Below are 14,627 nucleotides of genomic sequence, written 5' to 3'. Positions count from 1 at the left end.
ATGCCTCGAATACTTTTATTTTTTGCCACATTTAATCAATTGACTCGATTGCATGATCTTGGTTAGTGTAAATACATAGATCACCCGCAATAGCGAGTGACTTACTAACAATTTCCCTGGGTGTCAACGTAGTATTTTCTAGTAGTGCGCGCGCAGCGGCGTGTGCATAAGCACCACCACTACCAATAGCCGCAAGACCTAATTCGGGCTCAATAACATCTCCCGCACCGGTAATAATAAGCGTAGTCTGCTGATCAGCCACTACCATCATCGCTTCCAGTTTACGTAAGATACGGTCCGTACGCCAGTCTTTTGCTAATTCAACGGCAGATCGCATGAGATGTCCATGATGTGCTTCAAGCTTACCTTCAAAACGCTCGAATAAGGTAAAAGCATCAGCAGTTCCTCCGGCAAATCCAGTTAAAATTTTATCATGATACAGCCTGCGTACTTTACGGGCACTGGATTTAGCAACAACGGCACCCAACGTTACCTGGCCATCGCCACCCAAGGCAACCTGTGTGCCACGTCGTGCTGAAACTATTGTTGTCATGATTTATTTTAAATTTCGTTGCAAAGGGGAGATTATAACGCCGATTCACATATAAAATGTAATCTATGTTGACCCATAATATGGATTGAAGGATTCCTTCGCTTTTTTACGTAAGGTAGCTAGGTCATCAATAGAATATGATATTAAGAATTTAAATAAACGGTATAAACCCTGATAGCACCGATATCAGCATATTCAGGCATTCTTTGAATCACTTACATATCATTTCATCATGACACGATAGGAACAATACAATTACTCATAGGATGAATTATTTCTTGAGGATACCTGTTTTCAGGTCAAAACGAGCAAATGCAGCACTGGTGAGCTCACCTAGTCGCTTCAGATAAAGTGTTCCCATTTCGGAATAAAATCGTTTTGCTTCGGGGCTCCCCAATACCAATAAACCGATAGGATGGAGCACCTTAAGCGGAATCATTGAAAATGACTGCAGATCCGATGCATCTTTACCAAACCAATTCTTGATTTCATCCGCTATATGAGTGCCGCAATATGGATACGTCAAACTTTCAGAGATGGTGTGAATATCTTCACTTGTTACTGTAAACTCAATTCGCTCCATATCATTACAGGATATATCCCACAGGCGTAATGCGACATGGGGAATCGAGAAATCTTCACGTAAGTCGTTATTTAACCCTTCTAATAGCTCATCAATACTGGAAACGGTGAGTAATTTAATTGATAAGCGGTGCATTTTTTCACCAATAGCATCATTCTCTTCGCCAAAATTAATTAGCTCCAATAATCTATCTTGTAAAGCACGATTTTTATCTCTTAATGTAATAATTTGTCGCTCATTAATCGATATAACTTTACTGTCATAAGGGTGTGGCACATGAATATTAGCCAATATGTCAGCATATTCGCTAAAAAACTGTGGGTTATCTTGTAAATATTGTATGACTTCTTCCGATTTCATCTTTATCCCTTGGTTATTACAAGCTAATTTCACCCTGAAATACGGTCACAGCCGGGCCTGTCATCCAGACTGGTTGGTTATCGCCATCCCAACGTATGAGTAGCTCACCGCCCCGAGTACTAACCGTTACATTCGCTTCCAGCAAATTCTGACTGATTCCAGCCACGACGGCAGCGCAGGCACCCGTTCCACACGCAAGCGTTTCGCCAGCGCCGCGCTCGTATACCCGTAATTTAATATAGTTACGATTTATTATTTGCATATATCCAACATTAACCCGTTTCGGGAAACGCGGATGGCATTCAATCAAAGCACCTTCGCTCCGTACTGGCGCTTGTTCGATATTCTGAATGATCCGTACGGCATGAGGATTTCCCATGGAAATAACACTGGCTTCTATCTGCCTATCTTCTATATCAAGCAAATAGGATAAAGCACGTGCCTCAGCAACAAAAGGAATTTCTGATGGTTCAAATCTGGGCACCCCCATATTCACGCTTACCTCTCCATTTGCTTCCAATCTAGGTGTTATTAATCCACTCAATGTTTCTACCCGAATCTCATTTTTATGGATTATTCCATGCTCGTGTACATATCGAACGAAGCAACGAGCTCCATTGCCACATTGCTCTACTTCGCCACCATCTGCATTAAAAATACGATAGCGAAAATCAGCATCACCGATGGCTTTCTCTACTAATAAAACCTGATCGCAGCCAATGCCGAAATGACGATCCGCGAGTAAACGCACTTGCTCTAGACTCAGCGATACGGATTGGCTAATTCCATCAATAACAACAAAATCATTGCCAAGGCCCTGCATTTTAGTAAATTTTAATTTCATTCAGATAATCGTACGGTTCTGAGATCCGCCATTGATATAACAAAATCACTCATCATAATAAAATTACTGTCAATTTTTATGCGTTTTTCTAATTGTAATTGCGCTTGTAATGGACATGTATCGTAGTGTCAAACTGATAACCACTTTTATACACAAACAGCTTATCCAGCTTCAGCTTATCTAATGTATTTCCGCGTATACAGCAGGGGGAGCAGATAACCGTTTCATCCAAAGTTAGTTTATTTCACTATAGTCCTGACTTATTAATCATGTTGTAACAATCATTTAATCTTTCTGCAAGTAAGGATACATAAAACAAAAATTTAGTAGCGCGACAGTATACAGAGTTCATAGCCTTATATGCTGGACGATTATAATTAACGGAAGCAACGGTTATATCTGTCTAATCAAAACGATGAAGATGTGATCAACATATCTTTATGCTAAGAGATAAACAATAAAGATTGCAATACGGACTATAATTTTCGATATTGGATATTCTTCACAAATATTCCGAAACAAGCTAAAAAAATCAAAAATAAACCAGATTTTTGATAAATAAGGGGTTATCACTTGTTGGCCTTCTTAAGTAAGGCATAGTTTGCTATATGCTATACTTTGCTACTCCCAAAACAACATTTAGTTAAAATATGAGTGAATACCTCTTTACTTCCGAATCGGTTTCTGAAGGTCATCCTGATAAAGTATCGGATCAAATTTCAGATGCGGTTTTGGATGCTATTCTGAGTCAGGACGTGAATGCACGCGTGGCTTGTGAAACATTATGCAGCACTGGATTAATTGTTCTGTCTGGCGAAATCACCACACACGCTTCAGTTGACTACAATATCATTGCACGAGAAACAGTCAAAAATATTGGTTATACCAGCTCAGAAATTGGTTTTGATTCGAGCACCTGTGCCGTATTAACTGCTTTTAATAAACAATCACCAGATATTGCACAAGGTGTTAATCGTAGCAAAGAAGAAGAAATGGATCAGGGCGCAGGTGACCAAGGCCTTATGTTTGGATATGCTTGCGATGAAACACCTCAATTGATGCCGATGCCCATTTTTTATGCGCATCGTTTAGTTGAGCGACAAGCCGAGCTCAGAAAAAAAGGCCAGCTTGCATGGTTGCGTCCCGATGCTAAATCGCAGGTATCCGTACGTTATCAGGATGGTAAACCGCAACGGATAGAAACGGTCGTTATTTCTACGCAGCATGACCCGGATATTTCTCAAGCTGCACTTACTGAAGCAGTAATTGAAGAGATCATAAAACCCGTGCTCCCAAAAGAGATGCTATCCGAACAGATTCAATATCTGGTCAATCCGACGGGACGCTTCGTAGTCGGCGGACCAATGGGCGACTGCGGTTTAACCGGACGTAAAATTATTGTTGACACCTACGGAGGAGCTGCACATCATGGTGGGGGCGCTTTTTCCGGCAAGGATCCATCCAAAGTAGATCGCTCAGCAACCTATGCTGGACGCTATGTCGCCAAAAATATTGTGGCGGCAGGAATCGCAAATAAATGTGAGATACAGGTAGCCTATGCGATTGGCGTAGCACGACCCGTTTCACTGTTGGTTAATACCTTCGGCACAGGAAAAATCTCTGATGAAGCCATTGCTAAACTGATTGAACAGCATTTTGATTTACGTCCGCGCGCTATCATCCACACACTTAACTTATTGCGCCCAATCTATGCTAAAACTGCAGCATATGGACATTTTGGACGTGATGACACGGACTTCACCTGGGAAGCAACAGATAAAGTAGCACAACTTCGAGCTGATGCAGGAATTTGAAATAGACGGTAAATTGTTGTCTATTATTCAATAACATAAGAATTTTAAGTTTTACCCTCCAAACTGAGGAGCGCTGCAACGGATAATTCCGTGAGGCTCGGTATGCGAGGACATTGTAACAACGGCGCTCGTTCATACTTAAAAGGATATTCTATGAACGCTGTGCTTAGTCCTAATAGCACTGACTATAAAATTGCCGACATGTCGTTAGCTGAGTGGGGGTGCAAAGAAATTGCTATAGCTGAAACTGAAATGCCTGGTTTAATGGCCTTGCGAAAAGAATATGCGGGCCAGAAGCCTTTAGCAGGCGCCCGTATCGCAGGTTCTCTACACATGACCATACAAACCGCAGTTCTGATTGAAACTTTGGTCACACTTGGCGCAGAGGTACGCTGGGCTTCGTGCAATATTTATTCTACACAAGATCATGCCGCCGCTGCCATTGCAGCTAAAAATATTCCTGTATTTGCCTATAAGGGAGAATCACTGGAAGACTACTGGGAATATGCTCACCAAATATTTGAGTGGTCAATTGATGGAAAACCAAGCTCCGCAAATATGATTCTGGACGATGGTGGTGATGCAACGCTATTACTTATTCTTGGTAGCAAAGCAGAGAAAGACCTGTCAGTTATTGCAGAACCCACAAATGAAGAAGAGGAAGCGCTATTTGCCTCAATCAAAAACAAATTAGCAAAACAACCTGACTGGTATTCAAAAAATCTTGCTAATATTCAAGGAGTTACAGAAGAAACAACTACGGGCGTACACCGTTTATATGAAATGCAAAAGAAAGGTGAATTACCTTTTCCGGCATTCAATGTGAATGATTCCGTCACTAAATCTAAGTTTGATAATCTTTATGGTTGCCGTGAATCACTGGTAGATGGTATCAAGCGCGCGACTGACGTAATGATCGCAGGTAAAATCACCGTCGTATGTGGTTATGGTGACGTGGGAAAGGGTTGTGCTCAGTCTTTACGTGGTCTGGGCGCGACTATCTGGGTCACTGAAATAGACCCTATTTGTGCACTTCAAGCAGCGATGGAAGGTTATCGTGTTGTGACTATGGAAGAAGCCTGTGAGCAAGCTGATATTTTTGTTACTGCGACGGGTAATTTACGAGTAATTACTCATGACCACATGCAGAGAATGAAAGATCAGGCTATTGTATGTAATATTGGTCACTTTGATTCTGAAATTGATATTGCTTCAGTTCAGAAATATCAATGGGAGAATATTAAACCACAGGTTGATCATGTTATTTTTCCATCCGGCCGTCGTATCATTGTGTTAGCACAGGGAAGACTTGTAAATCTGGGTTGTGCTACGGGACATCCCTCATTTGTGATGTCTAGTTCATTCACTAACCAAGTATTGGCACAGATGGAACTCTGGCAAAATGGAGAAAAATACCAGAATAATGTTTACGTTCTGCCTAAACAATTGGATGAAAAAGTCGCTCGACTTCATCTTGGAAAGCTGGGCGTAAAACTTACAGAGCTCACTGATGAACAAGCGCAATATCTCAATCTGGATAAGAATGGACCTTACAAACCAGAAATGTATCGATATTAATTGCAATACTAAAGCATAGATAAGAATAGAATAGCAAAAATGCATATTAGTAGTTTTTTGATTCTTATCTGCTTAGCACCTGGATCAGGCACTCATAATAGTATCAACTGATAACGAAGTTAAGCTCAATCAAAACGGCAGATTTAACCGAGTCTGCCGTAAACTTCCATGACAAACCTAATCAGGAGAGAAATCATCTAGTTGGTAAGCGGTTGATACTATCTTCTTGCTTGTAATATTTTGAGCACAATTTTCTAAACTCGGTGCGACTGTAATCGGAAAAATGGAATCACAAAAACAATTTACACCCACTTTCAGTTTCGAACTCTTTCCCCCGCAAACACCAGAGGGAGTAGAAAAATTGCGAGCTACCCGTAAACAACTGGCACAGTTTAATCCTAAGTTTTTTTCTGTAACTTTTGGAGCGGGCGGATCTACTCGTGATCGTACGCTTGAAACGGTATTGGAAATCCAAGCGGAAGGGCATGTGGCTGCACCTCATCTTTCTTGCATTGGCTCAACCCAGCAAAATATTCGAGCCGTACTGGAAAAATACCGCCTTAGTGGCATTCAGCACATTGTTGCACTTCGTGGCGATTTACCCTCAGGTATGGCACAAGCAGGCGAGTTTCGCTATGCAAGCGAACTGGTGGCATTTATTCGTAAGGAATTCGGTAGTACATTTCACATTGATGTCGCCGCTTATCCAGAATATCATCCGCAAGCGCGCTCAGCACAGGAAGATATAAAAAACTTCAAGCGGAAAATAGAAGCGGGAGCCGATTCGGTAATTACCCAATATTTTTATAATGCGGATGCATATTTTCATTTTGTAAAAACATGCGAAGCGGCGGGTATAAAAATTCCCATAGTGCCCGGTATTATGCCCATTAATAAATTTTTACAGTTGGTTAGATTCTCCGATTCCTGTGGTGCAGAAATCCCTCGGTGGATTCGAAAAAAGCTGGAAGGCTATGGAGATGATAGTGCTTCAATACATGCTTTTGGATTGGATGTTGTAACTGATCTCTGTGAACGTTTACTTAAGGCTGGCGCACCTGGCCTGCATTTTTATACCTTGAATTCAGCAAAATTCGTAGCCACTATTTGGCAACGTTTGAATATCAAGTAACATAATGGTTGATTTCAGTATCATCCACATCTGATAATCAGTTTGTATACGATCATTTTTTCAAGAGAGCAGAAGCCAAGCCAGTATATAATAATCGTTCCTGAAAGAAATTAGCATAAACAAAATATAGCAGAAGGTTGCAATAATGGATGATATAAAAATTGATTCAGAAACAGCGAAAATTGATGCTTGCATTCAGCACGGCAGAGAAATTTTAGCGACACAACTCGCACTTATAAAAGATAAAGGTTATGACTTTGCTCCTGAATTCAAGGAAATGACTATTCATCTCTATTTACTCGGTGTTATGTGGCGCTTTGCTGAAAGCCTAAACGCTTCAGAAGATGCGCGTGAAATGGCTTTCTCGGCGATGCGCTCCATATTGATTTATGATGGCGTACATAAGAAAAACGCACAGAAACGAATTGAGTTTCTAAGAAAGATGTCTCAGATCCCAGATGGTAGCAGCGCACTGGCTGTTGCGATTGGCTATGAATCTGTACTTGGAGATCATAGCCTAGCTGAAGTATTCGATCATTATACTGATGAGGTTCAGGTTTCCGGATCTTTCTGGCGACTCTATGATCGTGGAAAGAAAACAATGCTTTATGGAGGCTTATTTGTCGCCTTTTTGGTAATCTGGTTTATAACTCTCTTCTTGCCAGGAAATAGTGCGATTGCTATTCTTGCAGCTGGGCTTATTTCAGCTATGCTATTCATTATTCCAACGTTCTTAATTGGACTTTTGATCTATCGAATAAAAATTAAAAAATCGAAGCATTCGGATTTACCCTCATCTTAACCATATAGATTGAGTTTGTTATATTATCTGAATTCACTAGATTTTATTCGAACACGACGAAATAAATTTTAGTATTATTAACAAGGCCTGTTTCACGAATGTGATCAATCAGACTTTCTTTTTGATACACATCTCAATTAGGTAGATTAACCTCTAACGTATAATGAGTGCTCAAATCTTAGATGGGACGTTGATAGCAAGAACAGTACGTGCTGAATGGAAGATTCGTGCTGAAAATTTATCAAAAAAGGGCAAAAAACCGGGCTTGGCAGTCATAGTCGTAGGTGACGACCCTGCTTCGAGTATTTATGTACGTAATAAAGTAAAAGCCTGTAATGAAGTAGGGATATACTCAGAGACACATAGTTTTCCAAGCCATGCTAAGCAGGATGAAGTGTTACACTGCATTCAGGAATTAAATAAGGATGCACGAATTCATGGAATTCTTGTGCAATTACCACTGCCGCGACACTTTGAAAGTAATAAGGTGATTATGGCAATCGCTGTAGAAAAGGATGTCGATGGTTTTCACCTTTATAATGTGGGTGCACTGGTAACGGGAAATACTATATTTCCACCTTGCACACCTTTTGGTGTGATGGTAATGCTGGAAAAAAGCAATATCGTCATTGAAGGCAAGCATGCAGTTGTAATAGGACGCAGCAATATTGTAGGTAAACCCATGGCATTAATGCTATTGGAAAAAGGCGCCACCGTCACCATTTGCACATCAAAAACACGTGATTTATCAATATTTACACGCAGTGCAGATATCCTAGTGGTCGCAACCGGGAAGCCGCGCATGATTACGGCTGACATGGTGAAGCCAGGTGTTATAGTAATCGATGTCGGCATCAATCGATTACCTGATGGAAGACTTACAGGTGATGTAGACTTTGAATCACTTAAGGATAAAGCTGGATACATTACACCGGTACCGGGCGGAGTAGGCCCCATGACAATTACGATGTTGTTATGCAATACTATCACAGCGGCCGAAAGAGCAGGAATCGCTAGTTAGATATCAATTTTAGAAAATTATTTAAGTCTAGAAAATGGAATTACAACCTGATATTGATCCACAGGAAACACAAGAATGGCTTGAGGCACTGGAATCTGTATTAACCAGAGAGGGTGCTGAGCGCGCTCATTTTCTACTAGAAAAACTGGTGGAGAAAGCACGGCGTTCTGGCGCATATCTTCCCTATAGTGCTAATACCGCTTACATTAATACTATTCCACCCGGTCTGGAAGAACGCTCGCAAGGCGATAATGCAATTGAGCATCGCATTCGTTCTTATGTTCGCTGGAATGCCATGGCAATGGTACTGCGTGCTAACAAAGCCACCAATGTCGGGGGGCACATAGCAAGCTTTGCATCTGCCGCAACACTCTATGATGTGGGCTATAATCATTTCTGGCATGCGCCTAGTGAAAACCATGGTGGTGACTTGGTTTATGTTCAAGGGCATTCTTCGCCTGGTATCTATGCTTATGCTTTTCTATCAGGACAATTGACACAAGAACAACTGAATAATTTTCGCCAAGAAGCGGGCGGGAAAGGCCTGTCCTCTTATCCACATCCATGGCTAATGCCGACTTTCTGGAAATTTCCGACCGTATCGATGGGGTTGGGACCGCTCATGGCAATTTACCAAGCACGCTTCATGAAATATCTCGGGAGCCGAGGATTAGTCAATACCGAGGGGCGTAAAATATGGGCCTTCATGGGTGATGGCGAAATGGATGAACCGGAGTCATTAGGTGCCATCACGCTGGCATCACGTGAACATTTGGATAATCTGATATTTGTTATTAATTGTAACCTCCAACGTCTAGATGGACCAGTTAGAGGGAATGGAAAGATCATCCAGGAATTGGAAGGCGCATTTCGTGGTGCTGGCTGGAATGTCATCAAGGTCATATGGGGATCCTACTGGGATCCCTTATTAGCAAAAGATACTAAAGGATTGCTGCAGAAACGCATGATGGAATGTGTAGACGGCGAATATCAAACATTTAAATCTAGAGATGGCGCTTATGTGCGCAAACACTTCTTTGGTAAATATCCTGAATTACTGGAGATGGTTGCTAGTATGTCTGACGATGATATCTGGCGACTGAATCGCGGCGGCCATGATCCTCATAAGGTCTATGCTGCATATGCTTCAGCAGTAAAACACAAAGGACAAGCCACTGTAATACTTGCCAAGACAATTAAAGGTTATGGTATGGGTGAGGCTGGAGAGGCGCAGAATATTACCCATCAACAAAAGAAAATGGGTACGACTTCATTGAAAGCCTTCCGTAATCGCTTTGGGTTGGCAATACCGGATGATAAAATAGACGATATTCCGTATCTTACGCTGGATGAAGACTCGCCTGAATATACCTATATGCATGCACGACGACAAGCACTGGGAGGGTTTCTACATCGTCGTAAACAGAAAGCTGAAGCACTACAGATCCCACCTTTATCAGCTTTTGAATCATTGCTAAAAGCAAGTGGCGAAGGCCGTGAATCTTCCACGACCATGGCATTTGTACGCATTTTGAATATTTTGGTAAAAGATAAAGAGATTGGTAAGCGTGTTGTACCGATTGTTGCTGATGAATCTCGAACTTTTGGCATGGAAGGCATGTTCCGACAACTGGGTATTTGGTCTTCGATAGGCCAGCTTTATACTCCACAGGATTCTGAACAGCTAATGTATTATAAAGAAGATAAGCACGGGCAAATTCTACAAGAAGGAATCAATGAGGCCGGTGCCATGTCGTCATGGATTGCAGCGGCAACTGCTTATAGTACACATGGCATACAGATGATTCCTTTTTTTATATTTTATTCTATGTTTGGTTTTCAGCGCATAGGAGATTTAGCTTGGGCAGCAGGAGATATGCGATCCCGTGGTTTCTTGCTAGGTGGCACCGCTGGTCGTACCACATTGAATGGTGAGGGTCTACAGCATGAAGATGGGCATAGTCATGTGACTGCTTCTACTATTCCAAACTGTGTTTCCTATGACCCAACATTTGCTTATGAACTGGCGGTTATTATCCAGGATGGCTTACGCCGCATGTATCAGGAGCAAGAGGATATATATTATTACATTACCGTAATGAATGAAAATTATTCTCAGCCAGAGATTCCGAAAGGAATGGAACAGAATATATTAAAAGGAATGTATTTATTTCAGGAAGGTAACAAGCGGAGTAAAAGCCCACGTGTACAGCTACTCGGTTCTGGCACAATTTTGCGCGAAGTGATTGCTGCGGCAGAAATACTTAAGAAAGAATATAATGTGAATGCCGATATCTGGAGTGTTACCAGTTTTAATGAATTACGACGTGAGGCAATGAGTGTGTCTCGCTGGAACATGTTACATCCGACTGAACCAGCTAGATCATCCCATGTGACTAAATGCTTAAAAGATCGAGAAGGCCCTGTGGTGGCATCGACTGATTATATGAAGATTTATGCAGATCAGATACGTGAATTTGTTCCTGGATGCTACCGTGTGTTGGGAACGGATGGTTTTGGGCGATCTGATACACGCGAAAAACTACGACAATTTTTTGAGGTAGATCGTTATTATGTAACAGTCGCAGCACTTAAAGCACTAGCTGAAGCGGGGAGTATTCCTGATAAACAGGTTGTTCAAGCGATACAAAAATTTGGTATTGATCCGAATAAGCCTGATCCAGTTACACTTTAAGGCCAGTTAACCTCATAATAAAACTAACCATAATTATAATTATCCAATGACCGAATGGAGTTATTCGGTAGTTATCTATATATCTGTAATATATGATTTAAGGAAAATCTGTGGCTGAAGTTAAGCAAATATTAATTCCTGATATAGGCGATTTTAAGGATGTACCTGTTATAGAGCTGCTCGTCAAAGTAGGCGATAAAATTGTAACTGAAGATCCGTTAATCTCATTAGAATCAGACAAAGCTACAATAGAAATACCGGCCCCTCTCTCTGGCATCGTTAAAGAAATATATGTCAAACCAGGAGATAAAGTTTCCGAGAGTACACCCGTTTTATCGCTGGAAATACTCGATACCGAAAATACGAACACAAAAGAATCTGCGCCTGTAGATTCAACTGATATATCCACAGCTTCAATAGAGAGCGAGTTAAAGGAAGTAATACCGCAGCCGGCACAGAAAAGGGAAACAAGGCAGCCATCGCAATTTAACAATAGAGATCTATTGACAAATGATACTGCCTTACATAAAGCACATGCAGGTCCTGCGGTAAGACGTTTTGCACGTGAGCTCGGCGTGAATCTAGCCTTAATTACAGGCAGCGGCCCCAAACAACGTATCCTTAAGGAAGACATTCAGGCGTATGTAAAAACAAGTCTTCTGGAATCCCAGAATAATATCGATACAGGGACGGCACTGAATCTATTACCATGGCCACGAGTTGACTTTGCTAAATTTGGCCCGATAGAGCAAAAACCGCTCACACGCATAAAACAGATCTCTGGCGCCAATTTGCACCGTAACTGGGTCATGATTCCACATGTTACTCAGTTTGATGAAGCCGATATCACTGACCTGGAAATATTACGAAAAAGATCTAATGAAGCTATAGAAAAGAACAAGGTTAAGCTCACTCTATTAGCCTTCTTAATGAAGGGATTAATCACAACACTAAAGATATTCCCAGAATTTAATGCTTCATTGAGCAGCGAAGGCGAAGAAACAAATCTAATTATCAAGCATTATTATCATTTAGGCTTTGCAGTAGACACACCAAATGGGCTGGTCGTGCCTGTAATTAAAGATATCGACCAAAAAGGGGTGGTTGCTATTGCTGAAGAATTAAGCAAACTTTCAGAATTGGCTCGTGAAGGAAAATTAAAACCGACAGAAATGCAAGGTGCAAGTTTTACTATCTCAAGCCTTGGCGGTATTGGTGGTACTGCTTTTACGCCCATTATCAATGCACCAGAGGTTGCTATTCTTGGTGTTTCCCGGGCAAGCTTGAAACCCGTTTACCGTGATAATCAATTTATCCCGCGCTTAATACTGCCACTGTCATTATCCTACGATCATCGAGTGATCGATGGTGCATCAGCCGCACGTTTCACTGCACATCTGACTGAGATGCTAGCAGATATGCGTTTAGCCTTATTATAAAAATATAATTAAGATGGAGCTTTCTCTATACTGTGATACACATAATACCCCATGAGTAATGTCTGAACTGAAATTTTCTCTGACTGGTATTTATGGTGGAACGTTTGATCCTATTCACTATGGTCATTTACGAATAGCAGAGGAGCTTACCGATATTATTGGCTTTCAGACAATACATTTTATTCCCTCAGGTTCGCCTCGTTTACGCTGCGATCCATTCGCATCAAGATATCATCGCCTCATGATGACTCACCTAGCGATACAAAATAATTCCAAATTTATACTTGATGCACGCGAAATTAATCGTGAAGGAAAAAGTTCGAGCGTGGAATCATTACGCGAATATAAATATGAATCTGGAGATGACAAAACTGCTTTATGCTTTATCATAGGGATCGATGCCTTTATGAAATTACCCCTATGGTATTGTTGGCGTGAGTTATTTACTCTTTGCCATTTTATCATTGTGCATCGTCCAGGACGAATCTCCATGATGAATCAAGATACACTGCCACAAGATTTGAAAAAAGAATGTGCATCACGTTGGGTAACCAACTCCAATGATTTGAAGCGCCAATCCAGTGGACTAGTTTTTGTGGCATCCACTTCGTTATTAGATATTTCCGCCACAGCTATTCGTTCATTTTTCAGTGCTGAAAAAAGTACGCGCTATTTACTTCCTGATGCGGTTCTTGACTATATTAATATCCATCACTTGTATTCCGGAGAAGAATGAAAGCAGATACGCTGGTGAAAACAACTATTGCCGCTCTAGAAGACATTAAAGCTTATGATATTGAGATACTGAATGTGACAAAAATAACCTCGTTGTTTGATTATATGATCATTGCGAGCGCTGACTCAACCCGTCAAGTCAAGGCATTAGCTAATAATGTGCAAGAAAAAGCAAAGGCAGCAAATGAGACGGTTTATAGTGTAGAAGGGGAGCAATCCGGAGAATGGATACTCGTTGATTTAGGTAATGTTATTGTGCACATCATGCAACCTGCCACCCGCCAATATTACAACATTAAAGCGCTATGGACAGACCAAAGCAAAGATAATTAGAAAATAAACTACCAACTCGATATTCGGATCAAATATCGTACGATCTCATATCAACAATCCTAAACTATCATTTATTAGGTATAAAATTGAAATTGGAGGTTATTCAATTTCAATTATAAATTTTTACATACAGTTACTAAATAGAGGCACGGTAATTGGTGGCTTAAATTTATATTATATTTATATAGATACTTCATATTATGAAATTCTACATTCTGGCGGTCGGTAATAAAATGCCAGACTGGATCAAGGCCGGTTATATTGAATATATCAAGCGTATGCCTCATGAGATAACCGTCGAATTAGTCGAAATCAAGCCTGAAAAGCGGGTTGATGGAAAGCAAAGTGAACAATTACTATATGCTGAAAGTGTGCGTATACGGGCTGCAATAACATCCGGGTGCCGTTTGATAATTTTAGATGAGCGGGGCAAGCGTTGGTCGACAACCAAATTAGCCGATGTGATAAGCGACTGGATGAGGGTTGGTGGAGATACTGCCTTTATTATCGGTAGCGCAGATGGACTGCATGATAATATCAAAAATTTGAAGAGTGAAACTTTATCACTTTCTACATTAACGCTACCACATGGCCTGGCACGAATAATATTGGCCGAACAGCTATATCGTGCGATATCCATTATCAAGAATCACCCGTATCACCGCAGGTAATTCTGGCATGATAGAAATGGACGATAATACTTTCCTCTTTGATAAAGAGAACATATTATAAGAACTT

At 41.0% G+C, this 14,627-nt stretch carries 13 protein-coding genes and 1 riboswitch; of the genes, 10 read left to right on the top strand and 3 right to left on the bottom strand.

Annotated elements, in window-relative coordinates; genetic code table 11:
• Positions 1-31: 31 nt before the first annotated feature.
• From hslV to dapF, 3 genes are all read right to left on the bottom strand, one after another.
• Positions 32-553: an ATP-dependent protease subunit HslV gene (gene hslV, locus BUQ89_RS09265; RefSeq protein ID WP_028460512.1), complete on the bottom strand. Its 522-nt coding sequence runs from the start codon at positions 551-553 to the stop codon at positions 32-34.
• A gap of 271 nt (positions 554-824) precedes the next feature.
• The gene (locus BUQ89_RS09260) at positions 825-1,496 is read right to left on the bottom strand and encodes a DUF484 family protein (RefSeq protein ID WP_028460513.1); all 672 of its coding nucleotides are present in this window, start codon (positions 1,494-1,496) and stop codon (positions 825-827) included.
• Between the two features lie 16 nt (positions 1,497-1,512).
• A complete protein-coding gene (gene dapF / locus BUQ89_RS09255; RefSeq protein ID WP_028460514.1) occupies positions 1,513-2,340 on the bottom strand; it encodes a diaminopimelate epimerase in 828 nt (275 codons plus the stop codon).
• Between the two features lie 650 nt (positions 2,341-2,990).
• On the opposite strand from dapF, the gene metK reads away from it, so the two are divergent.
• The 10 genes from metK to rlmH all read left to right on the top strand — a co-directional run bounded on the left by metK (position 2,991) and on the right by rlmH (position 14,560).
• Positions 2,991-4,154: a methionine adenosyltransferase gene (gene metK, locus BUQ89_RS09250; protein ID WP_028460515.1), complete on the top strand. Its 1,164-nt coding sequence runs from the start codon at positions 2,991-2,993 to the stop codon at positions 4,152-4,154.
• Positions 4,155-4,213: 59 nt separating this feature from the next.
• Positions 4,214-4,291, top strand: a riboswitch (S-adenosyl-L-homocysteine riboswitch).
• A gap of 16 nt (positions 4,292-4,307) precedes the next feature.
• Complete coding sequence (gene ahcY / locus BUQ89_RS09245; RefSeq protein WP_028460516.1) at positions 4,308-5,732, top strand: adenosylhomocysteinase; 1,425 nt, start codon at positions 4,308-4,310, stop codon at positions 5,730-5,732.
• Between the two features lie 283 nt (positions 5,733-6,015).
• Positions 6,016-6,864: a methylenetetrahydrofolate reductase [NAD(P)H] gene (gene metF, locus BUQ89_RS09240; protein ID WP_028460517.1), complete on the top strand. Its 849-nt coding sequence runs from the start codon at positions 6,016-6,018 to the stop codon at positions 6,862-6,864.
• Between the two features lie 145 nt (positions 6,865-7,009).
• Positions 7,010-7,666 carry a hypothetical protein gene (locus BUQ89_RS09235; RefSeq protein ID WP_028460518.1) on the top strand — a complete coding sequence of 219 codons (657 nt, stop codon included), beginning with the start codon at positions 7,010-7,012 and terminating at the stop codon, positions 7,664-7,666.
• A 163-nt stretch (positions 7,667-7,829) separates the two neighbouring features.
• Positions 7,830-8,687, top strand: a complete 858-nt coding sequence (gene folD / locus BUQ89_RS09230; protein ID WP_028460519.1) for a bifunctional methylenetetrahydrofolate dehydrogenase/methenyltetrahydrofolate cyclohydrolase FolD — start codon at positions 7,830-7,832, stop codon at positions 8,685-8,687.
• A 34-nt stretch (positions 8,688-8,721) separates the two neighbouring features.
• Positions 8,722-11,382: a pyruvate dehydrogenase (acetyl-transferring), homodimeric type gene (aceE, locus tag BUQ89_RS09225; protein WP_028460520.1), complete on the top strand. Its 2,661-nt coding sequence runs from the start codon at positions 8,722-8,724 to the stop codon at positions 11,380-11,382.
• Positions 11,383-11,492: 110 nt separating this feature from the next.
• Positions 11,493-12,821, top strand: a complete 1,329-nt coding sequence (gene aceF, locus BUQ89_RS09220) for a dihydrolipoyllysine-residue acetyltransferase (RefSeq protein ID WP_028460521.1) — start codon at positions 11,493-11,495, stop codon at positions 12,819-12,821.
• A gap of 58 nt (positions 12,822-12,879) precedes the next feature.
• Complete coding sequence (gene nadD / locus BUQ89_RS09215; protein ID WP_028460522.1) at positions 12,880-13,557, top strand: nicotinate-nucleotide adenylyltransferase; 678 nt, start codon at positions 12,880-12,882, stop codon at positions 13,555-13,557.
• Positions 13,554-13,889 carry a ribosome silencing factor gene (gene rsfS, locus BUQ89_RS09210; protein ID WP_028460523.1) on the top strand — a complete coding sequence of 112 codons (336 nt, stop codon included), beginning with the start codon at positions 13,554-13,556 and terminating at the stop codon, positions 13,887-13,889. The genes nadD and rsfS overlap by 4 nt, the downstream gene beginning before the upstream one ends.
• Positions 13,890-14,089: 200 nt before the next feature.
• On the top strand, positions 14,090-14,560 hold the full coding sequence (gene rlmH, locus BUQ89_RS09205; RefSeq protein WP_028460524.1) for a 23S rRNA (pseudouridine(1915)-N(3))-methyltransferase RlmH: 471 nt from the start codon (positions 14,090-14,092) through the stop codon (positions 14,558-14,560).
• Positions 14,561-14,627: the final 67 nt, after the last annotated feature.

This window comes from Nitrosomonas cryotolerans ATCC 49181 (assembly GCF_900143275.1).
In the GTDB taxonomy this organism is placed as follows: Bacteria; Pseudomonadota; Gammaproteobacteria; order Burkholderiales; family Nitrosomonadaceae; genus Nitrosomonas; species Nitrosomonas cryotolerans.
Note: the sequence above shows the minus strand (reverse complement) of the source record. Positions and strands in the feature narration are given on the sequence as shown.

Coding starts and splice junctions, on each gene's coding strand:
- aceE (WP_028460520.1), top strand. CDS start 8,722: ATGGAATTACAACCTGATATTGATCCACAGGAAACACAAGAATGGCTT.
- hslV (WP_028460512.1), bottom strand. CDS start 553: ATGACAACAATAGTTTCAGCACGACGTGGCACACAGGTTGCCTTGGGT.
- ahcY (WP_028460516.1), top strand. CDS start 4,308: ATGAACGCTGTGCTTAGTCCTAATAGCACTGACTATAAAATTGCCGAC.
- folD (WP_028460519.1), top strand. CDS start 7,830: ATGAGTGCTCAAATCTTAGATGGGACGTTGATAGCAAGAACAGTACGT.
- nadD (WP_028460522.1), top strand. CDS start 12,880: ATGTCTGAACTGAAATTTTCTCTGACTGGTATTTATGGTGGAACGTTT.
- rlmH (WP_028460524.1), top strand. CDS start 14,090: ATGAAATTCTACATTCTGGCGGTCGGTAATAAAATGCCAGACTGGATC.
- BUQ89_RS09235 (WP_028460518.1), top strand. CDS start 7,010: ATGGATGATATAAAAATTGATTCAGAAACAGCGAAAATTGATGCTTGC.
- rsfS (WP_028460523.1), top strand. CDS start 13,554: ATGAAAGCAGATACGCTGGTGAAAACAACTATTGCCGCTCTAGAAGAC.
- metK (WP_028460515.1), top strand. CDS start 2,991: ATGAGTGAATACCTCTTTACTTCCGAATCGGTTTCTGAAGGTCATCCT.
- BUQ89_RS09260 (WP_028460513.1), bottom strand. CDS start 1,496: ATGAAATCGGAAGAAGTCATACAATATTTACAAGATAACCCACAGTTT.
- dapF (WP_028460514.1), bottom strand. CDS start 2,340: ATGAAATTAAAATTTACTAAAATGCAGGGCCTTGGCAATGATTTTGTT.
- metF (WP_028460517.1), top strand. CDS start 6,016: ATGGAATCACAAAAACAATTTACACCCACTTTCAGTTTCGAACTCTTT.